Genomic DNA, 21,872 nt, shown 5'->3' on the forward strand with positions numbered 1-21,872 from the left:
ATTTTTAAGGTATTGGGAAATGAATGGAAAGCAGCTGGCCCAAAGCCATTTTGGGTAATATTTGAAATACCGCCCAAAACACCGCCATAACCTACTCTTAGCAAATAAAGATCTTCAGGGTTTTTGTGATAAGCATTTAAAACCGGAATGGAATTCAGAGCCGAGCCATAATGGTGCAATTGTCTTTCAATCCTTCGTAGTTTTCCGCCATAGACAAAATCCCAATACCTTCTTGCACTTCCATTGTAACCCCAATGTGGGACTGTTGGCATATACGCCAAAATTGCATTCAAAGTAACTTCTGACTTCTCCACATACCCAAAATAATCTGACCACATGTAAACTTCTTCTTGACCGGTAGAATCCCATGGCATCTCACTGCCAAAAGGATACGCAAGTGCTGCCCAGACATCTGCCCTCTTTCTCATTAACTCCTCTAATTCCTGAGCCATATTAAACATACCTTCTCTTTGAAGATCTTTTAAAATCATCAAGAAAATAGTGCCTTCCATCTGTCCGTATTGCGCATAATGGGGAGCCTGTTCAACCATGGCAACAGCAGTATGAAATGCGTTTTCCAAATACCAATCCCACGACTTTTGATCTACAAGATTTTTGTGGAATCTTGACAACCTGTACATTACCCAATGTGCTGCGGCGACGTGGGGGTAGTTGTAGGATCTACCTGTTGATTCTGCCTCCTTTTGGTTCCAAGCTGCCCAAGTACTGTAGTTGACATCTTTGCTATAAGTGCCTTCAGGGAATTTCTCCGGTTCATAATAAAACATGCTTTTTCTTACACCATACTTATTTGGACCATCACTATACTGAATTCCTCCCCAAAGTGTCTCAAAATAAAATTTGGAAAGCTTTTCCATCTCCCCTTTATCTGGTTGAATTGCCTGCTTCATCATTGCTGCAAGCCATGAACCAGCTCCAGCTTCATCACTTAGTCCAGGAATCCAAGCCCTGCTATCTTCCAATACTTTGGCATTTTTCTCAATATCGTAGGATATTACCGAGTTGTGTCTACCGAATAAATCCTGATCGTTTTCATACCATTGTTCGGTAGTCAAGAATCTCCCAAAATCAGCGATTACCTCTTTTTCAGGTTTGATAACATTATAATGTATGGTCTGCTTTTCTCCATTTTCATATTCGATAGTCAATCTGCTTCTGCCCCAAGTTTTACCGTTTACTTGAAATCCTGTCCAAATACCGGATTTGCCCTCACCGATTTTTTTAATCTCAATTCCATCCTCAGGCTCAACGATCATTTCTTTGACCTGATGCCGAGCATTCAAAAATAATTTACCATCAACATCTAGGGGGATAACATAACCAGGTATACCTACTGCAACAGGCCTATCGTGCAAAACCAAAGTTTTTTCAATTCCTTTTACATCCTCAGCAAGTACAAATTTAAAGGAAACTGATCTCTTTGCTCTAGGTTCAAGGAAAATAGAGGTTGGTGTATTCCAAGGTGAAACATTTTCCCATTGCGTTTCAGCAAGCGCTTTGCTATGAACCACCCAATCATGAAAACCTTCAAATGTGATACTTCTTGGAGTCATATCATCCAAAAGTGGATTATAAGCTTCAAAACCAGCATTTTTATTTGGCAATACCAATAACACCGGTCCTTTTCCGCTTAGCCTTACCACTTGAAGATATCCAGCATCCTTACCTATATATGGATCATAAAACACTTTTTGAAGATGAGCTTCTTCCAAATTCTTTCGGTGAAGAATATTGTCGAATACCATTGGAAAACCTAAATAGCCAATCTCCACCTCCGATTGACTATGATTAACAATTTCAAAACGCATTATAAGTGATCCATCCTTTTCTTCCCAAAACCTATTGATTTCAACCGGTAAATCTTCTCCCAAAGTTGGATTCAAGATAGATCCTGAAAGATATTCTTTTGATTGGGTCAATGGTTTGACTGATTTGCGTTCTTTAGCAGAGGAGAATTTTCTCCAATCCTTATCACCTTTTCTCCTCAGCATGATATTTATATCACCTAAGTGATATAGACTATCCCTACTTCTGACTGAGAGTAATTCAGATGGGACAAAATCAAAAGCCAGGTCCGCATTTGGTCTTAATTCAGCTACAGTCTGGGATTCATCCACAATTTTCAACATGAAACCCCCAACTTTAAACTCCGATTGTTTCGACACATTCAAAGTCTGATTCCTATTTTCAATTCTAGTCCAAACATTTTGTCCTGCCGACTGGAAGACAATTATCAACATCAAAAAAATCAAAATAACTAGTCTGCTATGAATGTTAAGAATTAAATGTGTTTTGAATTTCATATACGATAATAATTTAAGCCTGGAAGATCGCATTTATCCGATATTTACAAACGTACAATAAACACTTAATATAAATTTATCTTCAATTAACCGATACCGATACTATATTGATTAGGATGTATGATTTCCTTATTCTTTTTACTATAATTAAGTGTTTTATTTACTTTACCAGTAGTTTATTTTAAAATTCTTAATTTTACAATTCTAAATTTAGAAATATGAAATACTCAAATCAGGCTAGGCTTTTGGTAGCCGTTGACAGCATTATTTTTGGCTTTGATGGATCAGATTATAAATTATTATTGATACAAAGAGGATTTGCCCCCGAGAAAGAAAAATGGAGTCTTATGGGAGGATTTGTGCAGATCAATGAGTCCGTGGATGAAGCTGCTGACCGAATCCTCAAGCAATTGACGGGTTTGGAGGATGTGTATTTGGAACAATTACATATTTTTGGAAAGCCTGATAGAGACCCTATCGAGAGGGTGGTCGCTGTTGCTTATGTTGCCTTGATTGATATTCAAAAATACCAACAACAGATAAACGATGATTTCCATGCAAGGTGGTTTTTGGTCAAGGATTTACCCAAACTCATTTTTGACCATGAAGAAATGGTCAAAACTGCCATGGAAAGGTTGCGCTATAAGGCCGCATTTCATCCTATCCTATTTGAGCTCCTTCCAGATAAATTCACCCTGCCACAGCTACAGGCAATGTATGAGGGATTATACGACACCAAAATAGACAAGAGAAATTTCAGTAGAAAGATCCTATCCACTAGCTTATTAAAAAAAGAAAAAGACAAAGATAAATCCAGCAGTAAGAAAGGGGCATTTTTCTACAGTCTCGATGAGGAATATTATAAAGAAAATTTTCAGAGCATATTGAATTTTATTCCGAAAAATGAAATCCCCATGCTCAGTGAATAATTAATCACTCATATATTTTTTTTTCTTAAATATATGGTGTATTTATGACACTTATATCTAATATGCTGAATATTGCTTTATACCAATTAACCTAAAAATCCGGACAATGAATTCAGGTTTTTCAACTTTAGATTATATAGTATTTATAATCTATGGACTTACTATCGTAACTATAGGTCTCTATGTCTCAAGGACCAAACAAGGAGTTCAGAAAACGGCACAGGAATACTTTTTAGCAGATAAATCTTTAACTTGGTGGGCAGTAGGTGCTTCTCTTATCGCAGCAAATATTTCTGCGGAGCATTTTATAGGTACATCAGGTTCAGGATTTGCAATTGGGTTGGGGATAGCAGCTTATGAGTGGATTGCAGCCATAGCATTGATTATTGTAGCAAAATATTTTCTTCCTGTTTTTCTTGACAAGGGCATTTATACCATGCCACAGTTCCTCAGCCAGCGATTCAACCGGAGTGTAAGTACTGCATTTGCTGTTTTCTGGTTGCTGGTTTACGTTTTTGTGAACTTGACTTCAGTAAGCTATTTAGGTGCATTGGCCATGGAAAAAATAATGGGAATACCCTTGTTATATGGAATTATTGGCCTTTTGATTTTTTCGGGCATCTATTCCATTTATGGAGGATTAGAGGCTGTGGCCTGGACGGATGTAGTTCAAGTAATTGTTCTGATTGGTGGTGGTTTGATGACAACATTTTTGGCTCTTGATGCTGTGGGTGATGGCAATGGTGTATTTGCCGGATTGAGTACAATATTTAAAAGTGGGAGAGACCATTTTTCCATGATCATTCCGCAAGGTCAGTTGATGATCTCAAATGGTGAAGGTGGCCTTAAGGACGCTTATCAGGATTTACCCGGGGTAGCTGTTATTTTAGGGGCAATGTGGCTGACCAATATCGGTTATTGGGGTTTCAACCAATATATCATTCAGAAAGGCCTCGCTGCCAAAAGTATTAAAGAAGCAAAAAAAGGGCTAATTTTCGCGGGTTATCTCAAAATTCTGATTCCATTATTAGTCGTAATACCTGGCATTGCTGCCTATGTTTTGATCAATGATTTCAGTCCGGAAAAACTTTCCCTCATGCTCAATGTTCCTGTTGAGCAAATAGGGACAATTGAAAAATCTGATGAGGCCTATCCTTGGTTGCTTAAAAACTTTGTCCCTGCTGGGTTTAGAGGTCTGGCATTTGCGGCACTTGCTGCTGCAATAGTTTCTTCTTTGGCTTCCATGATAAACAGTACTTCTACCATTTTCACAATGGACATTTATAGAACATATTTCAATCCAAATGCCAATAATAAGCAACTGGTAAATACAGGGAGAATAGTTGCTATTGTAGCTTTATTGATTGCCATGTCCATAGCACCAAAATTGAGTACTTTGGATCAGGTTTTCCAATATATCCAAGAATATACCGGATACATTTATCCCGGTGTGGTTGCAGTATTTTGTATGGGGTTATTTTGGCGGCAGATCACTGCAAATGCAGCATTGTGGACAGCTATTGCAACAATTCCAGCTGGGATTGTATTCAAGATTGTATATCCGGAAATGCCTTTCATTCTTAGAATGGGTTATGTATTTATCGTACTTTGTTTCTTGGCTTCTGTGATAAGCTTTTCTGAGAAAAAAACAGGAATCAATCCAAATTATGGAAAAAATCAGGGCATCTTGATCACTGGGTATGCCTTTATGATTTTTGGGCTAATCCTTGCAGTATTAGGCTTGATTTTGTTTGAGCCCTTTCAATATTTGGGAATCGAATCCATTTTTATGCTTGCCACATTATTTGTAATGCTGGGAATAATTCTCTTTACCAATACCCGAATGAAAACATCCGATGAAAAAGCATATGAGATCAATCCTGAACTATTCAATACTGCCACACCTTTCAACCTTGGAGCTGCTGGAATTGTATTGATTGTTGGGATGCTCTATTATTTTTTTTGGATGTAATTTAGAATATTTAATAACCGAAAATGACCTGTCATGAATAGCTTAAAACAGAACGAGGTGTGGTTTGTCACTGGTAGCCAGCACCTTTATGGAGAGGAAACACTCAGACAAGTAGCTGAACATTCACTTATTATTTCAAAAGAACTTCATAATTCAACCCAAATCAGCGTAAGCATAATTTTTAAACCTATAGTCAAAACCACGGAAGAAATTCACGCTGTCTGCCTTGAAGCAAACCAATCAGAATCCTGTATTGGACTAATTACTTGGATGCACACTTTTTCTCCAGCCAAAATGTGGATATCAGGTTTGAAGATTCTGACAAAGCCCTTACTTCATCTCCATACGCAATTCAACAGGGATATCCCATGGGATTCAATCGATATGGATTTTATGAACCTCAATCAAAGTGCCCATGGAGATAGGGAATTTGGTTTTATGGTTTCAAGAATGAAAATCAACCGGAAGGTAGTTGTGGGATATTGGGAAGATGAAGGTGTTAAATCTCAAATAGACACTTGGGCAAGGGCTGCTTCTGCATGGAAGGATTGGCAAGGCGCAAAATTCGCAAGGTTTGGCGACAATATGCGAAATGTAGCCGTCACCGAGGGTGACAAGGTTGAAGCTGAGTTGAAATTTGGTTTTGCTGTGAACACCCATCCTGTTGGTGATTTGGTTCAGTCAATCAATGCCATTTCAGAAAATGAAGTAAATCAACTTGTATCGGAGTATGAGGATTCTTATACCCTTGCCAAAAATCTCCTGAAAGATGGAGACCGAAGAAGCTCCCTTTTGGATGCTGCAAAAATCGAACTAGGCATGCGTAGATTCCTTAATGAGGGAGGATTTAAAGGATTTACAAATACTTTTGAGGATTTGCATGGCATGAAACAACTTCCCGGAATAGGTACTCAAAGGCTAATGGCTGAAGGATATGGATATGCCGGGGAAGGCGATTGGAAAACTGCCGCTTTGGTGAGGGCAATGAAAGTAATGGGGACAGGTCTTGCAGGTGGAAATGCCTTTATGGAAGATTATACATATCACTTTGAACCGAACAATAATCTGGTTTTAGGCGCTCACATGTTAGAAGTAGATCCTGTCTTGGCCAATGGAAAACCAAAATGTGAGGTACATCCTTTAGGAATTGGAGGTAAGGAAGATCCTGTAAGATTGGTCTTTAATGGCAAATCGGGACCTTCTCTCAATGCTTCCCTTGTTGATATGGGCAATAGATTCAGGTTAGTGGTGAATACAGTAGAAGCTATAGCGCCTCAATTTGATCTTCCGAAACTTCCTGTAGCTCGGGTCATGTGGAAACCCCTGCCTGATATGAATACAGCTTGTGCTGCTTGGATTTATGCTGGTGGAGCACATCATACTTGCTTCAGTCAAAACTTGTCGATTGAGCATTTATCTGATTTTACTTCCATTGCAGGAGTAGAAAATCTTGTGATTGATAAGAATACAAATCTGAAGCAATTTCAAAATGAGCTGAAATGGAGTGAAATTTATTACAAAGTATTTGACAAATAATTGATAATAAAGGAGCTTCTAAAGCTCCTTTATTGCTTCAAAACCATATATGGAAATTAATGAAACGAGAACATGTCACATTAAAAGATATAGCAAAAAAACTCAACATCGCTGTTTCAACTGTATCAAGGGCACTTAGTGACCTGCCAACGATCAAAGATGAAACCAAGAAAATGGTCATGTTGGCAGCAAAGGAAATGGATTATCATCCAAATCTTTTTGCTAAATCCCTTAAAACAAAATCTTCCAACACCATCGGAGTGGTTGTCCCCGATCTTGAACTCCATTTTTTTTCCTCATGCATCAGTGGTATGCAAAAGACCTGTTTGGAAAATGGCTATAACCTGATCATATGCCAATCCAATGAGTCTTTGGAACAGGAAAAGTTCAATATCAAAACTCTTCAAGATTCAAGAGTAGGCGGTATTTTGATCTCTTTGTCGCGGGAGACAAATTCTTTTGAGCATTTGAACCAATTGAAAGAACATCAAATTCCTTTTGTTTATTTTGACAGGGTAGATGAAAATGGCTCAAATTCAAAAGTAGTTATCAATGATGAGGAAAGTTCTTTTGAAGCTACGCAGTACCTGATTCGTAAAGGATATAAAAATATTGCGTTTTTGTGTGGTCCTAAAATTCTTAGTATCTGTAAAAACAGGTTAATCGGATATCAAAACGCCCTTAGGAGCCACCAAATGAATTTTGAATCTGATTGGATTTTGGAATCAGATCTGTCTAGACAAACTACTTCAGCATGTATTGACTTTTACCTGGGCTTGAAAAACCAGCCCGATGCAATACTTGCCATCAATGATACAGTAGCAATAGATTGCATTCGACATTTGAAAAAAAACAATATCGAAATCCCTCGGCAAATAGCGGTCATGGGTTTCTCCAATTCACCTGCTGCCGAAATCATCGAACCAAATCTGACCACAGTGGAACAACCTTCTTTTGATATGGGCCAAACGGCTGCTAAGAGATTGTTGGAGGAAATAAGGCATCCTGACGCTTTGCCTTCCAAAGTTTTTACTTTGAACACCAAAATAATTGAAAGAGATTCAACTTGAAGTGGTTTTAGGTGACTGCATCTTAAAAGAAATATGAATATCCGACTACCTGCAAGTTGCATCACTTATTATTATAATGACTAGAAGAAGGAAGACCGAAGACGGAAGATGCCTGTATGGTGCCAGACTGGGAAGTTGGAAGATCATGCTATTAGAGTTTTTAATTCTAAATGATAGTTAAAAATGGAATAGTGGAGCAGAGGATAAAGATTTTTCTCCCAATAATTTATAATTTGCGGGTTATCTAGCAATTGTTAAACACATCAGAATGCAACCCAACTTCAAAAAAGATATCCTGCCCCATATCATAAGTGTGGTTATTTTTTACCTGATTGTACTGTTTTATTTCTCACCCGCGGTTTTTGATGGCAAAATTCTTTTCCAATATGACATACTCCAATGGGAAGGTGCTGCCAAGGAAATCATGGATTATAGAGCAGAAACAGGTGATGAAGCATTGTGGACCAACAGGTTATTTGGTGGAATGCCTGCGTATCTGGTCAGTTTCGAAATACCCGGGGATATCACTAATTTCCTGACCAAGGTATTTACACTAGGACTCCCCCACCCTATCAATTCTCTTTTTTTTGGTATGGTTTCGATGTATATCCTTTTACTGAGTTTCAAAATAAGGCCTGAATTCTCCATTCCCGGAGCCATTGCTTTTGCCTTCAACACTTTTCATGTGATCAGTTTGGATGCTGGACATAACGCCAAAATCTGGGCAATTTGCCTGATTCCTTTGATTCTGGCAGGAATCCATTTGGCATTTTCCGGAAAAAGGATTATTGGACTGGCCTTATTTGCATTTGGTCTTATGCTTCAATTAAAGTTCAACCATTTACAAATTACTTATTACACCGTCTTGATAGTTGGTATTTATGGACTTGCCCAATTGATCGACGCTTTTAAACAAAAAGGTTTACCGTATTTCGGAAAAACAATTCTTGTATTATTGTTAGGAGCAGTTTTGGCTGTTGGAGCCAATCTTAGCAGATTTGCGACAGTTTTGGAATATGGTACCTACTCTACAAGAGGAACCTCAAATTTGACATCATCTAAAGACCCCTCCCAACAAGGACTTGATAAAGATTATGCGTTCAATTGGTCACAGGGGAAAATAGAAACCCTAACATTCCTGGTCCCATATTTATATGGTGGGGCAAGTGTAGAACCACTTCCCAAAAATTCCAAGTCAGAAGAGGCCTTGAGATCATATGGTGCTCAAGAGGATCAAATCAGAGATTTTCTTCAGAATGGCCGAACCTATTGGGGAGATCAACCTGGAACCGGAGGGCCGATTTATGGAGGGGCCATTATGATTTTCTTTTTTGTCCTTGGGTTACTGTTTGCTCCTAACAAAGAAAAGTATATTTTCCTTTCAATAACGCTACTGTCCATTTTGTTGGCATGGGGCAAAAATCTAGAATGGTTCAATTTTACCGTTTTTGATTTCTTACCTGGATATAACAAATTCAGGGCAGTTACCATGGGACTTTCAATGGCTCTATTTGCCATTCCCGTTTTGGGAAGTTTGGGACTAGAACATTTTTTTAGAAATCATGACCAAAAAGAGTTGGTCAAAAAATTATTGATTGCATTGGGGGCAACTGCGGGTTTGGCTCTGATTTTTGCGGTTTTTGCTGGCATTTTCAGCTTTAGGGGTCAGGTGGATTCCAATTTTCCTGACTGGCTAGTGGAAGCACTTCAAGAAGACAGGAAATCAATTATGCGCAGCAGTGCTTTTAAAAGTCTTCTTTTCATCCTGCTTTCTGCCGGATTGATCTGGGCCGCTTTGAAAAACAAAATATCAACACAGCTAGCAGGATTGGCTATTGCAACCATCTTGGTAATTGATCTTTGGATGATCAACAAACGATACCTCAATGAGGATGCATTTCAATACAGTCCCAAAGACCAGTTTTTTGCCAAAAATCCTGCCGATGAAAGGATCCTTGCCGATAAAGGTTATTTCAGGGTATTGAACCTGGAAAATCCCTTTAACGATGCGCGGACCAGTTATTATTTCAACAGTGTCGGAGGATATCATGGTGCCAAAATGAAAAGGTATCAAGAAATGATAGAAAACGTCATTAGTCCTGAAATGCAGGCTTTTATCCAAAAAGCTCAGGAAGGAAATTTTGATTGGGAGAGTTTAAATTCTCTGAACATGTTGAATACCAAATATATCATAGCAGGAAAGGCTGAAAATGCAGTTTTTCAGAATCCTGAATCCAATGGTTATGCATGGTTTCCTTCCAATATCCAAAAAGTAATCACAGATGAAGAAGAAATCAATATGGTTGCAACGATGGATACCAAATCAACTGCAACGGTCAATGAAAAAAACTTTGGAGAAATCCAATCTGGCTCCGGGCAAGTAAACCTGAACCAAAGTAGCCCCAACGAACTCAATTATTCCATCACTGCCGAAAAAGGAGGATTGGTGGTCTTTTCTGAGATTTATTATCCGATTGGCTGGAAGGCTTTGGTCAATGGAAAGGAAACAGAAATCATCAGGACTAATTACCTACTTAGGGGAATTATGGTGCCCGAGGGTCAATCTGAAGTTCAAATGAAATTCGAACCCGCAAGTTACTATGCTACCAAATTGTGGGTAGTCGTCTTTCAATACTTAACAGTTCTTCTACTCATAGGAAGTATAGGTTACACGTTTTACAGGAACAATAAAACCGACTGATTAATGAGAAAACCAAAGTTACTGTTGGTAACTCCCTCCTTTCAAACATTTATTTTACAGGACATCAATTTCCTATCCAAAAAATACGACCTTATTATTGATTCCTACAACTGGAAAAGGAAAGAACTGGCACCGATATTTATGGTTATTCAATTTTTTAACTTGTTAGTAAACATTGGCCATGTTAATCTAATACTCGTTCATTTTGGAGGATATTGGTCATTTTTCCCAAGTTTATTGGGAAAGCTGTTCCAAAAGCCGGTCTATATCATTCTTCACGGAACTGACTGTGCTTCTATCCCTGAGTTAAATTATGGGAGTTTGAGAATTCCCCTTTTGAAATGGTTCTGTGGAAAATCCTATGAATGGGCTACCGGCCTGTTCCCTGTTAGCGAATCATTGGTGAATTCGGGGAATGATTTTTTCTCAAAAGGTAACATCATCAATAACGGATTCCTTTATCATTTCCCTGAACTCAGAAAAGATTACTCAATAATCCATAATGGATTTGATCCTGAATATTGGAATGCCGATGAAATTATTGAAAAATCACCCAGATCTTTTTTAGCTGTGCTTTCTTCGGAACAATACATGCTGAAAGGAGGGGATCTGATTCTTGAATTGGCAAAAAGATTTCCTGACTGTAATTTTAAAATTGCAGGAATGTCCAAACCTGAAACATTGAACGGCAATATGAAAAACGTAAAGTTTCTAGGTAAAATAAATGCTGAAATGATCAGAAATGAATACCGTGTAGCTTCGTTTTATTTCCAACTTTCGGTATTTGAGGGATTTGGTTGCGCATTGTGTGAAGCCATGCTGTGCGGTTGTACACCGATAGGCAGTAAGGCCAACATCATTCCTGAAATCATCGGCGAAACAGGATATGTTTTGGATCACCGAGATATCAACCTTTTAGAAAAGCTAATCAGGAAAATTCTCGAAACGCCAGTTCAGGATACTTTCAACCGAAAGGCAAGAGAAAGAATCAAACAAAAATATTCTTTGCAGAGCAGGCAAGATTTGCTGTTTACAAAACTACCCTACTGATTTTCAAATAACAAATGGAAAAAATTGCAGCATTATTCACCAGAAATTTATTTGTCATACCGGGCGGATATTTTTTGGTCCAATTCATTAGGAATCTTTTCCAAAAAAACTCCCAAGGTCCTGAATGGAGAACCTTTTCTTTTCGAGGAATAACTATGAAGGTAGACATATCCAAAAGTATGGGATCGGCAATTTATTGGAGAGGCGCTCATGATTGGGCACCGATGTTTGTACTTCAAAAAATCCTTAAAAAAGGTCAGACCATCATCGATGTGGGAGCAAATCAGGGAGAATACAGTCTATGGGCAGTAAAACATGCCGGAAATACCGGTAAGGTTATCGCATTTGAACCCATGGATGGACTTTATGATCAGTTAAAATTTAATTTTTCCTTAAACCCGAATTTTCAAAGCGCCCTGATTCCCTTGAAAATAGGATTGTCCGAGGCTCCAGGTAAACTCAATCTATATGGCAAAGAAGGAGACAATGAAGGGGTAAATACCATGTTTCCGACCCAGACCCATACTGTCTTGATTCAAGAAATCATACTCGATACCTTGGACAACCAATTAAATCTATTGGATAGTCACCATGTTGATCTTATCAAAATCGATGTGGAAGGTGCTGAATTACAGGTTTTGAAAGGTGCATTAAAAACCTTGAAAAAATACAAACCATACCTCATGATCGAAATCAACAGAGAAGCTTGCTTGGCAGGAGGATATGAACCTGAGGAAATTTTTGAGTTACTTAGGCCAATAGGATACACTTTCGAGAAAATAGGTCTTAGGGGAAAACGCATTTTAATAAACCATGTTCCAAAGGAATTCTGCAATATCCTTGCTTCGGTAAAATAAGGATTATCTTTCTATTTTTGTTTCCCATGAAACTCATAGCCCGCCAAAGTCTACTGACCACCATTTCTTCTTACATAGGAGTTTTGATAGGTTATTTTAATGTACTTTGGCTGCTGCCATTTGTTTTACAGCCTGAGGAAATCGGCTTGTTCAGAACGCTTCAAGATATGGCATTATTGATTGTTCCCATTGCCCAATTGGGAATTGGCAATGGTATCACCCGCTTTTTTCCTCTGGTCAAAGAAAAAATGTTTGCTTTTTTTACTTTGAGCTTGGTATTGACTTTTGTTGGATTCCTTATAGTTTCGATACTTTTCTTGTTTTTTAAAGATAATGTAATTGCTGCCTTTGCCACCAACTCACCTGAGGTCATTGATTTTTTAGGCGTTGTACTGTTCATCACCTTATTTTCAGTAATGAACACTATTTTAGAAGCTTTTTGCAGGTCATTTATGAAGATCGCAGTCCCTTCCTTTTTCAGAGAGGTTGTCAATAGATTGTTTACCGCGGCACTTGTTGGATTATATTTTATAGGGTGGTTAAGTTTTGACCAAATGATCTGGGGATTAGCTGTTCTTTATTTGATTACAGTGATAGGGATGCTCATTTACATGCTGAGAATAAATATTTTCAAATTAGACTTCGACTTTTCTTCATTTCCAAAAGGATTTAGAAGTGAATTCATGAAATACAGCTTGATTACCCTTTTGGGTACAGCTGGCTCGGTGCTTATCATGAAAATAGATAGCTTGATGGTGAGTTCAATGATTGGATTAGATGCCAATGCCATTTACATGATAGCATTTTCTATAGCAATAGTCATAGAACTACCGAGACGGGCCATTTCCCAAGCTGCCATGCCCGTCATTGCAGAGCACTTTGCTAAGCAGGAACATCTTGAAATCAATAAACTATATAAAAATATTGCAGTACATCAGTTTTTGATCTGCCTGCTTTTGTTTTTGGGTATATGGTCCAATATTGACAATCTCTATTATTTTGTCCCAAACAATGTAATTTATGAAACTGGAAAATGGGTAGTATTATGGATTGGTCTTGCCAAGATGGCTGATATTCTTTTTTCTATTAACGGAGAAATTATTGTGTTTTCCAAGTATTACATATTCAACATCACAGCGACATTAATCATGTGTGTTGCGGTCATATTATTGAATCTCCTGCTAATTCCAATCTATGGTATAGAAGGGGCTGCAGTTGCCTCCTTTTTATCACTTCTACTTTATAACCTGATCAAATATATTTATATCAAAATCAGATTGGGTTTTGATCCATTCTCTCTTGATGTTTTGAAAATTCTGATCTTGGGTGTCCTTACTTATAGCATTCAATTTTTGCTATTGCAATACATGGAGGTAGGACTCAATGACATACTTTTAAGGTCAGTGGTTATAACCCTGATTTATTTTGCCGGGATATATTTACTCGGAATAGCTAAAAACAGTCAAAAAAGCTTAATCGAAAAAGTAAAAAGGCCCAGGCCATAGAGTGTTACCAAACCTCTTTATTGACAAGATTTGAGCTGCCTGAAATCCGCAAACGTCCACTGTTATCCTGAATCCTAAGATACGAGGTTCTCCCGAAAGCTATCGGGAGAATGAGGCCTGTTTTTGGAAAGGGCTTTACTCGGCATTGTATTTAATTGTGAAGTTGGAACATGTCAGCGACCTGAGCCATTTGGGCAAATATACGAATTAAACTAACAAACGTTTAAGCCTACAAGAATGCCATGAAAGTGAATTTTTGTAATTTGATGTTTTTATGGGATAATAACCCTTTCCAAACAAATTCACCAAAATTCATTTTGTTCAATACATTTAATCAGTATTTTTATTGGGAAAAAAAATTATGAAATCAGTGAATCAATCTATTTTTGGATTTTCCCTTTAACCTTAAATTAAGATTGCATCTTGTTCGAAATAATAATCTGTCCAGTTAAAATTTAATTATAAATTCAAAATAATATTTTACCAAAATCAACTTTTCATCATTGAAATCGTTTAATTTTGCGATTCGATTAGGTTAAAAAAAATGTATCAAATAAAAAAACTCATAGTTTGTCTGGATCAGAGTGAATTAGATGCCACTCTTGTTAGGTTTGCGTCTTTCATTTCCAATGTCAATCAAACCAAAAAGATCTATTTCACCAATGTGATCAGAAACCTCAATATCCCAAAAGATGTCTTGGAGGAATTTCCGCATTTAATAGATAATATGGTAGAAGAAAGGAAAGCGCAAATGAAGGAAGTCGTGGAGATGAATTTTGGAGAAGACCATCATGTTGAATTTTCTTACGTTGTCAAGGAAGGTCAACTATCCAAAAAAATTCTCAAACTTGCTCATGAGAAATCTGCTGATATGATTCTGGTTGGAAGAAAAGTAACCCTACCTGGTACAGGTGTCGTCTCTCAAAGGTTGGCAAGGAGGGCAAGTTGTTCCTTGTTGATCATTCCCGAAAAATCCGAACCAAAAATGGAAAAGCTTTTGGTCCCCAGTGATTTTTCGGATTATTCCAAAGATGCCATGGAAGAAGCTATCTTGATTGTAGAAAAATATGGTGGCAATGCAGAAATAGTTTGCCAAAATGTTTTCACAGTGCCCTCAGGTTATCATTTTACAGGTAAAAGCTATCAGGAATTTACAGCCATCATGTTGATGCATGCTGAGATAAATTTTAAAAAATTCATCAGAAAAATTGATTCAAAAAATATCAAAATCAACCCTGTATACACGCAGGATGAAGATGATGATCCTGTTGAGGATATTTTGGCAAAAGCCAAAGAAATAGGTGCCGATTCTATAATTATCGGTGCCAAAGGAAGGACCGCTGCTACTGCACTTTTCATTGGCAGTATGGCTGAACGACTTATTCAGCTCAATGACGAGTTCCCATTACTAGTGACAAGACCAAAAGGTAAAAACGCAGGTATATTGGATTATATCCTTGAGATTTAAGGATAATTTGAAAATTAAAAATCGCTAATTAAATTCTAACGCTTTGTTTAGCGATTTTTTTTAAACTCCCTCTTTTTATAAATCGAATTAAATGATTTTTAAGACCAAAATACAGAACTGAAATGAATGCCGTCATTTCTCGCCTATTTTTGAAAACAAATTAAACTTATGTATTATTCACTTGTCAAAGAAGCGAATGATTTCAATAAGCGATTTAGAACTTTTGCAGATGATCCAAAATCCCGACACCCGGGAAAAAGGGTACAGATCTTTAATTGAAATGTATCAAAGAAGAATTTATGGAGTCATCAGAAAAATGGTTGTAATCCATGAGGATGCTGATGATATTACCCAAAACACATTTGTCAAAGCCTTCAAAAACATCAATAATTTTCATGGAAATTCTTCCTTGTTCACTTGGCTATACCGGATTGCGACGAATGAGAGCTTGAATTTCCTTCAAAAGAAAAAAAAGAGATTTTTCTTTTCTATAGATGACCATGAAGCCGTAATGGAAAGCTACCTTGATCATTCTGGGATGATCACAGGAGATGAGATAGAAAGAAAACTTCAAAAAGCTTTATTAAAATTACCGGATAAACAAAGATTGGTATTTAATTTAAGGTACTTCGAGGATTTGGGCTATGATGAAATCAGTCAGATTACCGAAACTTCGATTGGGGCCCTAAAAGCCAGTTACCATCATGCGGCAAAAAAAATTGAGAATGAACTTCGAATAGAATAAACTTCTCTCCAGTATTTCTGTCTAACCGACATAATCATGAAAAATCTACCTAAAACTAATATTTTCAATACTCCACAGGATTATTTTGAAAACCTCCCAGAAAAGATCTTGGCTAAAAACAAAAAACAAAAAACAAGGTCTTTTACACTCATTACAAGTATGGCAGCGGCAGCCGTCATTATATTAGGTATGTTTATTTTTGTTCTCAGCAATGATATCCATCCCAATAACACCCTTGAAGCCAATCTAGATCAGGAAATAGATTTGTACATTAATTCCGGATATTGGCAAGCAGAAGATATTTTATCTTTTGCTGATAATCCCAATTCCATTCTTGATGAAATTATCACCATGGAATGGGGAACATATGAAAACGAAAACACTGATCAATCTGAAGAAGATTGGTGGTATTAATCAAAAAATCATGAAAAAATACAACTTAATATTTATAGTCTTTGCATTTTCATTCTCGTCCTTGCTAGCCCAGAGACCAGGAGGTCAGCAATACGACAAAGAAAAACTGGAAGCTGCAAGAGTTGCTTTTATTACCAATAGACTGGATTTAAAGGCTGATCAGGCCACAAAATTCTGGCCTCTTTACAATCAGTACAATGAAGACAGGGGTATCTTGATGGATAAGATTTCTACCATCAATAGAAGTTCTTCGCAGGAAATCACAGATGCTAAAGCAAGGGAAATGATTCAGGAAAGGCTTTCCCTACAACAACAATTACTCGACAAAGAAAAAATCTTTATGGAAGAAGTTACAAAAGCCATCACTCCTGTGCAGGCTATGAAGTTAGGAGGTGTTAATCGGGAATTTACAAGACAAGTTTACAGGATGCAACAGGGCAGTGATAGAGGCCGAAGAAATTAAAATAAAAAAGCAGCTTTTCAGCTGCTTTTTTATTTTTTATTTTTTCAACAAATCTCTGATTTCTTCCAAAAGCACTTCGGATTTTGGAGGTGCAGGTGGTGCAGAAGGCGCCGCTTCTTCTTTCTTTTTCAAAGAATTCATTGCTCTGATAGCCATAAAAATGACAAATGCAATTATAAGAAAATCAACTACATTTTGAATAAAATTACCATAGCTGAGCGTAACAGGGGCCATTTCCTCCCCACCCTCCGAAATATAAGCATCCCTCAGAATGAATACCAGATCTTTGAAATCAACATTTCCTAAAAGCATACCTAAAGGCGGCATTACAATATCATTGACAAATGAAGAAACAATTTTGCCGAATGCGCCACCAATAATGACAGCAACCGCCAAATCAACTACATTGCCTTTCATGGCAAATTCCTTGAATTCTTTAACTAGGCTCATATTTTTTATTAAAGTTGGTGAATATATTTTTTGAAAATAGTTAAAAAAATTAAAATAAAACCACGTTGGTTAACAATTAGTTTGAATGGAGGAAGTTTATTGTCCTTTAAGATAATAAATAAGCCAATTCCTTAAAACCACTACTTGCTAATCAGGATTATTAAAAGTATTCTAGACATGAAGACTTAATTTTTTTTAACTTTAGATCCGAAACCTATTAAATCAAAGAGAATGAAAATCGCATTGATTGCTCATGATGGAAAAAAAGCTGATATGGTTCATTTCCTCAGTGGCTATAAAAAAGAACTGCATCATGCTAATATAGATTTGGTCGCAACTGGCACTACAGGTTTGCATATTGAAAGAGCAGGATTCAAGGTTCAGAAACTCCTTTCAGGGCCAATGGGTGGTGATGCCCAAATTGCTTCAATGGCAGCTCAAAAAGAATTGTCTATGGTTATATTTTTTAGAGATCCTTTGGATAAACATCCCCATGAACCGGATGTGCAGATGTTGATGAGGCTATGTGATGTCCATAATATACCTTTGGCTACCAATCCAGCAGGCGCTCAATTGATGTTTGAACAATTAACCTCCCAATTTTGATGGAAATTAAGACAATTAAAAGAATTGGCGTTTTCACCTCAGGTGGTGATGCCCCAGGGATGAATGCTGCAATTAGGGCTGCTGTCAGGGCAGGTTTTTTTTATAACCTAGAAATGTACGGTATTTATAGAGGATATGAAGGGATGATTCAAGATGAAATCAAAAAACTGGAATCCAAGAATATTGCACATATACTTGAAAGAGGCGGTACCTTCTTAAAATCTGCCAGGAGTGCTGAGTTCAGAACTCCTGAGGGTAGGAAAAAAGCATATGAAAATCTTAAAAAGCATAATATAGATGGACTTGTTGTGATCGGAGGAGACGGCTCTCTTACAGGTGCCCATCTTTTTTATCAGGAATATGGTATCCCATCCATTGGAATCCCAGGAACTATTGATAACGATCTTGCCGGCACTGATCTTACAATAGGTTTTGATACAGCGTGCAACACAGCCATTGAGGCAATAGACAAAATCCGGGATACCGCTACATCCCATGACAGACTTTTCTTTGTGGAGGTGATGGGAAGAGATGCAGGTTTTATAGCTATCAATGCGGGAATTGGCAGTGCTGCAGCTGCCACACTAATACCAGAGAAAAAAATGCCTATAGAACGGTTAGTAGAACGGCTCAAAGCGCGGACAAAAGCAATGAAAACCTCCAATATCGTAATTGTTGCAGAAGGGGGGAAAAGTGGTGGTGCTGCCGAGATTGCTGAGAAAATCAAAAAACAACTCCCCTATTATGACATAAAAGTTACAATTTTAGGTCATTTACAAAGAGGTGGTGCCCCAAGCTCCTCCGATAGAGTGCTTGCAAGCAAATTGGGAGTTGCCGCAGTAGAGGGTCTTATCAATGGTAAATATGATGTCATGGCAGGTATCATCAACAATAAAATTGTTTTTACACCTATCGCAAAAGCAATTATCGGAAGTAAGGAAGTTGATGAAGACGATTTTAGGATAGCAAAAATCCTTTCAACCTGATTTCAAATAACGGAGTCAAAAAATGGAGGTCTAATGACCTCCATTTTTTTTACCTAGATTTTCATCTGAAAAATTGAAACCTATGGAATAAGATTAATATTCAAGCACCAAGGAACTATAAGCAGGAAGATTTATTTTACTGCCATCTATTTTGGCATTGCCATAAGAAAACAACTCTATTGTAAATTCCTCAGGTGCATCAATTGTCTGATTTTCATCACTCAAGTTATGCACAACAAAGACTTCCTGATCCTTGTGGTTTCTGAAAAACGCCATGACAGGTTTGGGTAAACTACCTAGATACAGTTCCAAATTTCCTAGAGATAATGCTCGATTACTATTTCTCAGTTTGATAATATCCTTATAATGGTTGAAATAACTCGTACTCATTGACTTTTGGATCGCTAAGGGGGTAACGGTCTCATCAATTGAATAAACGGGTTCAATCCATGCCGTCCGACCTTTGTCATTGTTTTTGATATCCCATAAAAACGGTTCTCTGATATTTTCATCCGGTTTTTTACCCAACATTCCAATTTCCTCTCCATAATAAAGATACGGTGCACCTGGCATGGTCATCAGAATATTGATAGCCTGCTTGTGTTTTTTTGGATTTTCACCGAGAGAATTTAAAAGTCTTGGCTGATCGTGATTGGATGAAAAGGTGGCGTCTATAAAGTCGTTTGTAATATCAAGGTAGAAATCAAGGACCTCTTTTTGCTTTTTCGCAAGTAGCATACCATCTTCCTTCTGATAGGATTCAATCAATGAATAATGGAAATCAAAGTTGAACAGAGCAGGAAGACCAGGAAGGTAAGGTGCCACAATTTCCTTTTTGTCATATACCTCGCCTACTAAATAAATGTCAGGGTTGATGGCAACCATTTTATCTCTGAACTCCTTCCAAAAAGCATGGTTATCTTCAGGCCTGTCATCAGGGAAAATATGTTTGGCAGCATCTAGTCTGAATCCGTCAACTCCAACTTCTTCCAACCAAAATCTTCCAATTTCAAAGATTTCATCCCGTACTTTGGGATTGTCAAAATTGAGGTCAGGCATTCCGCCATAGAAAAACCCATAATAATAATCCTGACCAAATCCCGGGTCATGCCATTGACGGATATTATCACTGTCAAGGGTGATTGTCTTTTTATTGATATAATCGGCTATGGTATCCTTTTGAGCCCACACATAATAATCCCGATATGGGTTTTCTCTACTTTTTTGTGATTCCAAAAACCATGGATGTTGGTTGCTGGTATGGTTGATAATCATGTCAATGACAATCTTGATGTCCTTTTTATGAGCTTCATCAATTAGTGTCTTGAATTCTTCTATTGTCCCATAATCGGGGTGAACACTCTTGTAATCTGTTACATCATATTTATGGTAGCTTGGGGAAGCCATGATGGGCATAAACCAAATGGCATTCGCACCCAATTCCTTTACATGGTCAAGCTTTTTGGTAACCCCATTGATATCTCCTATTCCATCTCCATTCGAATCGTAAAATGATTGGATAAAAATTTCATAAGTAATTCCTGCTTGAGGCCAGTGATTTTCAATTTTTTTTCTTTTATTATCTGAACACGAAGTTGTTAATATCAACATTAAAAGAATATAGAGGATTGTGTACTTTTTCATATGGGTGAATTATTAAAAAGAAAAAGTCACTTTTAAAGTGACTTTTTCAATATAGTTGAAGTCTTTATCAGTTTCGGTTGATGGCATTGAGTTCTTCAAATGCCAATTCAAGTCTCTTTATAAAATTCTCTTCCCCTTTTCTGAGCCATACTCTGGGATCATAATATTTTTTATTCGGTGAAGAGCTTCCATCAGGATTTCCCAATTGACTCTGCAAATATCCTTCATTAGCCTTGTAATAATTTTTCACACCTTCCCAAAATGCCCATTGCTGATCGGTATCGATATTCATTTTGATCACCCCGTAACCTGTTGCTTCTTTGATTTCGGCTGCCGTAGAACCTGAACCTCCATGGAAAACAAAGTAAAGAGGCTTACCGGATAAGCCATGTTTCTGATTCAGATATTCTTGAGAGCTTTTAAGAATTTCAGGTTTTAGACTGACATTTCCAGGTTTGTACACTCCATGAACATTTCCAAAAGAAGCTGCAACTGTAAACAATTCCCCAATATCTTTTAATTGTTCATAAGCATAGGCTACTTCTTTGGGTTGGGTATAAAGTTTGGAACTGTCGATATCTGTATTATCTACACCATCTTCTTCTCCACCTGTTACACCCAACTCAATTTCTATACCCATTTCAAGTTTTACAAACTCTTTGAAGTATCTAACTGAAATCTCCATGTTCTCCTCAATCGGTTCTTCGGAAAGATCCAACATGTGGGAACTGAACAAAGGTTTTTTATAAGCATTGTAAAATGCTCTTCCTTCATCCAACAATCCGTCTATCCAAGGCAGAAGTTTTTTGGCACAATGGTCTGTATGTAAAATTACAGGAACTCCATAAGCCTCTGCCATTCTATGAACATGTAATGCTCCTGATATTGAGCCCTGAATCGCTCCGATTTGATTTTGATTTCCTGCTCCTTTACCTGCATAAAATTGTCCTCCACCGTTTGAAAACTGTACAATTACAGGTGAATTCACTTTTTTAGCAGTTTCCAAAACAGCATTGATGGTACTGGTATTGATTACATTTACAGCAGGCATTGCAAACTCATTGTCTTTGGCATAATCCAAAAGATCTTTGAGCTCCTCACCATACTTTACTCCTGGTTTGAATTTCATGATGTTTTTTCAAAAATGGTTGA

18 protein-coding genes are annotated in these 21,872 nt (G+C 37.5%); 14 read left to right on the plus strand and 4 right to left on the minus strand.

The window, feature by feature from the left end:
- Positions 1-2,324 (minus strand): DUF5695 domain-containing protein (locus ACEW8U_RS16825; RefSeq protein ID WP_373523217.1); only part of this gene is annotated, 2,324 nt, incomplete at its 3' end.
- 218 nt (positions 2,325-2,542) lie between these two features.
- Between ACEW8U_RS16825 and ACEW8U_RS16830 the strand changes: the two genes are divergently transcribed.
- The 12 genes from ACEW8U_RS16830 to ACEW8U_RS16885 all read left to right on the plus strand — a co-directional run bounded on the left by ACEW8U_RS16830 (position 2,543) and on the right by ACEW8U_RS16885 (position 17,034).
- Positions 2,543-3,253 carry an NUDIX domain-containing protein gene (locus ACEW8U_RS16830; RefSeq protein ID WP_373523218.1) on the plus strand — a complete coding sequence of 237 codons (711 nt, stop codon included), beginning with the start codon at positions 2,543-2,545 and terminating at the stop codon, positions 3,251-3,253.
- 106 nt (positions 3,254-3,359) lie between these two features.
- Positions 3,360-5,225 (plus strand): sodium/solute symporter, encoded by a 1,866-nt coding sequence (locus ACEW8U_RS16835; protein WP_373523219.1) that lies wholly within the window; start codon positions 3,360-3,362, stop codon positions 5,223-5,225.
- A 33-nt stretch (positions 5,226-5,258) separates the two neighbouring features.
- On the plus strand, positions 5,259-6,761 hold the full coding sequence (gene araA / locus ACEW8U_RS16840; protein WP_373523220.1) for an L-arabinose isomerase: 1,503 nt from the start codon (positions 5,259-5,261) through the stop codon (positions 6,759-6,761).
- Positions 6,762-6,820: 59 nt separating this feature from the next.
- Entirely contained in the window at positions 6,821-7,831 is a 1,011-nt protein-coding gene (locus tag ACEW8U_RS16845; RefSeq protein WP_373523221.1) for a LacI family DNA-binding transcriptional regulator, read from the plus strand.
- A 268-nt stretch (positions 7,832-8,099) separates the two neighbouring features.
- Positions 8,100-10,532, plus strand: coding sequence for a YfhO family protein (locus ACEW8U_RS16850; RefSeq protein ID WP_373523222.1), 2,433 nt, complete (start codon positions 8,100-8,102; stop codon positions 10,530-10,532).
- 3 nt (positions 10,533-10,535) lie between these two features.
- Complete coding sequence (locus tag ACEW8U_RS16855) at positions 10,536-11,582, plus strand: glycosyltransferase family 4 protein (protein ID WP_373523223.1); 1,047 nt, start codon at positions 10,536-10,538, stop codon at positions 11,580-11,582.
- A 14-nt stretch (positions 11,583-11,596) separates the two neighbouring features.
- Positions 11,597-12,439, plus strand: coding sequence for an FkbM family methyltransferase (locus ACEW8U_RS16860; protein ID WP_373523224.1), 843 nt, complete (start codon positions 11,597-11,599; stop codon positions 12,437-12,439).
- A 26-nt stretch (positions 12,440-12,465) separates the two neighbouring features.
- Positions 12,466-13,944 (plus strand): lipopolysaccharide biosynthesis protein, encoded by a 1,479-nt coding sequence (locus ACEW8U_RS16865; RefSeq protein WP_373523225.1) that lies wholly within the window; start codon positions 12,466-12,468, stop codon positions 13,942-13,944.
- Positions 13,945-14,488: 544 nt separating this feature from the next.
- Positions 14,489-15,412 carry a universal stress protein gene (locus ACEW8U_RS16870; RefSeq protein ID WP_373523226.1) on the plus strand — a complete coding sequence of 308 codons (924 nt, stop codon included), beginning with the start codon at positions 14,489-14,491 and terminating at the stop codon, positions 15,410-15,412.
- Positions 15,413-15,608: 196 nt separating this feature from the next.
- A complete protein-coding gene (locus ACEW8U_RS16875) occupies positions 15,609-16,157 on the plus strand; it encodes an RNA polymerase sigma factor (RefSeq protein ID WP_373523227.1) in 549 nt (182 codons plus the stop codon).
- Positions 16,158-16,193: 36 nt separating this feature from the next.
- Entirely contained in the window at positions 16,194-16,571 is a 378-nt protein-coding gene (locus tag ACEW8U_RS16880; protein WP_373523228.1) for a hypothetical protein, read from the plus strand.
- 10 nt (positions 16,572-16,581) lie between these two features.
- Entirely contained in the window at positions 16,582-17,034 is a 453-nt protein-coding gene (locus ACEW8U_RS16885; protein WP_373523229.1) for a hypothetical protein, read from the plus strand.
- Positions 17,035-17,070: 36 nt separating this feature from the next.
- Here the strand turns inward: ACEW8U_RS16885 and mscL are convergent, their stop codons facing one another.
- Positions 17,071-17,484: a large-conductance mechanosensitive channel protein MscL gene (gene mscL, locus ACEW8U_RS16890; RefSeq protein ID WP_373523230.1), complete on the minus strand. Its 414-nt coding sequence runs from the start codon at positions 17,482-17,484 to the stop codon at positions 17,071-17,073.
- A 231-nt stretch (positions 17,485-17,715) separates the two neighbouring features.
- On the opposite strand from mscL, the gene ACEW8U_RS16895 reads away from it, so the two are divergent.
- Together ACEW8U_RS16895 and pfkA are read left to right on the plus strand one after the other, a co-directional pair.
- Entirely contained in the window at positions 17,716-18,090 is a 375-nt protein-coding gene (locus ACEW8U_RS16895; RefSeq protein WP_373523231.1) for a methylglyoxal synthase, read from the plus strand.
- The gene (gene pfkA / locus ACEW8U_RS16900) at positions 18,090-19,076 is read left to right on the plus strand and encodes a 6-phosphofructokinase (protein ID WP_373523232.1); all 987 of its coding nucleotides are present in this window, start codon (positions 18,090-18,092) and stop codon (positions 19,074-19,076) included. The genes ACEW8U_RS16895 and pfkA overlap by 1 nt, the downstream gene beginning before the upstream one ends.
- Before the next feature lie 93 nt (positions 19,077-19,169).
- Here the strand turns inward: pfkA and ACEW8U_RS16905 are convergent, their stop codons facing one another.
- Complete coding sequence (locus tag ACEW8U_RS16905) at positions 19,170-20,720, minus strand: alpha-amylase family glycosyl hydrolase (RefSeq protein ID WP_373523233.1); 1,551 nt, start codon at positions 20,718-20,720, stop codon at positions 19,170-19,172.
- A gap of 67 nt (positions 20,721-20,787) precedes the next feature.
- Entirely contained in the window at positions 20,788-21,849 is a 1,062-nt protein-coding gene (gene fbaA, locus ACEW8U_RS16910; RefSeq protein ID WP_373523234.1) for a class II fructose-bisphosphate aldolase, read from the minus strand.
- Between the last annotated feature and the right edge of the window lie 23 nt (positions 21,850-21,872).

This window comes from Aquiflexum sp., assembly GCF_041751335.1.
In the GTDB taxonomy this organism is placed as follows: Bacteria; Bacteroidota; Bacteroidia; order Cytophagales; family Cyclobacteriaceae; genus Aquiflexum.

Excerpts from the sequence above, each read along its gene's own strand:
- ACEW8U_RS16830 (WP_373523218.1), top strand. The coding sequence starts at position 2,543 with ATGAAATACTCAAATCAGGCTAGGCTTTTGGTAGCCGTTGACAGCATT.
- ACEW8U_RS16835 (WP_373523219.1), top strand. The coding sequence starts at position 3,360 with ATGAATTCAGGTTTTTCAACTTTAGATTATATAGTATTTATAATCTAT.
- araA (WP_373523220.1), top strand. The coding sequence starts at position 5,259 with ATGAATAGCTTAAAACAGAACGAGGTGTGGTTTGTCACTGGTAGCCAG.
- ACEW8U_RS16845 (WP_373523221.1), top strand. The coding sequence starts at position 6,821 with ATGAAACGAGAACATGTCACATTAAAAGATATAGCAAAAAAACTCAAC.
- ACEW8U_RS16850 (WP_373523222.1), top strand. The coding sequence starts at position 8,100 with ATGCAACCCAACTTCAAAAAAGATATCCTGCCCCATATCATAAGTGTG.
- ACEW8U_RS16855 (WP_373523223.1), top strand. The coding sequence starts at position 10,536 with ATGAGAAAACCAAAGTTACTGTTGGTAACTCCCTCCTTTCAAACATTT.
- ACEW8U_RS16860 (WP_373523224.1), top strand. The coding sequence starts at position 11,597 with ATGGAAAAAATTGCAGCATTATTCACCAGAAATTTATTTGTCATACCG.
- ACEW8U_RS16865 (WP_373523225.1), top strand. The coding sequence starts at position 12,466 with ATGAAACTCATAGCCCGCCAAAGTCTACTGACCACCATTTCTTCTTAC.
- ACEW8U_RS16870 (WP_373523226.1), top strand. The coding sequence starts at position 14,489 with ATGTATCAAATAAAAAAACTCATAGTTTGTCTGGATCAGAGTGAATTA.
- ACEW8U_RS16875 (WP_373523227.1), top strand. The coding sequence starts at position 15,609 with ATGATTTCAATAAGCGATTTAGAACTTTTGCAGATGATCCAAAATCCC.
- ACEW8U_RS16880 (WP_373523228.1), top strand. The coding sequence starts at position 16,194 with ATGAAAAATCTACCTAAAACTAATATTTTCAATACTCCACAGGATTAT.
- ACEW8U_RS16885 (WP_373523229.1), top strand. The coding sequence starts at position 16,582 with ATGAAAAAATACAACTTAATATTTATAGTCTTTGCATTTTCATTCTCG.
- mscL (WP_373523230.1), bottom strand. The coding sequence starts at position 17,484 with ATGAGCCTAGTTAAAGAATTCAAGGAATTTGCCATGAAAGGCAATGTA.
- ACEW8U_RS16895 (WP_373523231.1), top strand. The coding sequence starts at position 17,716 with ATGAAAATCGCATTGATTGCTCATGATGGAAAAAAAGCTGATATGGTT.
- pfkA (WP_373523232.1), top strand. The coding sequence starts at position 18,090 with ATGGAAATTAAGACAATTAAAAGAATTGGCGTTTTCACCTCAGGTGGT.
- ACEW8U_RS16905 (WP_373523233.1), bottom strand. The coding sequence starts at position 20,720 with ATGAAAAAGTACACAATCCTCTATATTCTTTTAATGTTGATATTAACA.
- fbaA (WP_373523234.1), bottom strand. The coding sequence starts at position 21,849 with ATGAAATTCAAACCAGGAGTAAAGTATGGTGAGGAGCTCAAAGATCTT.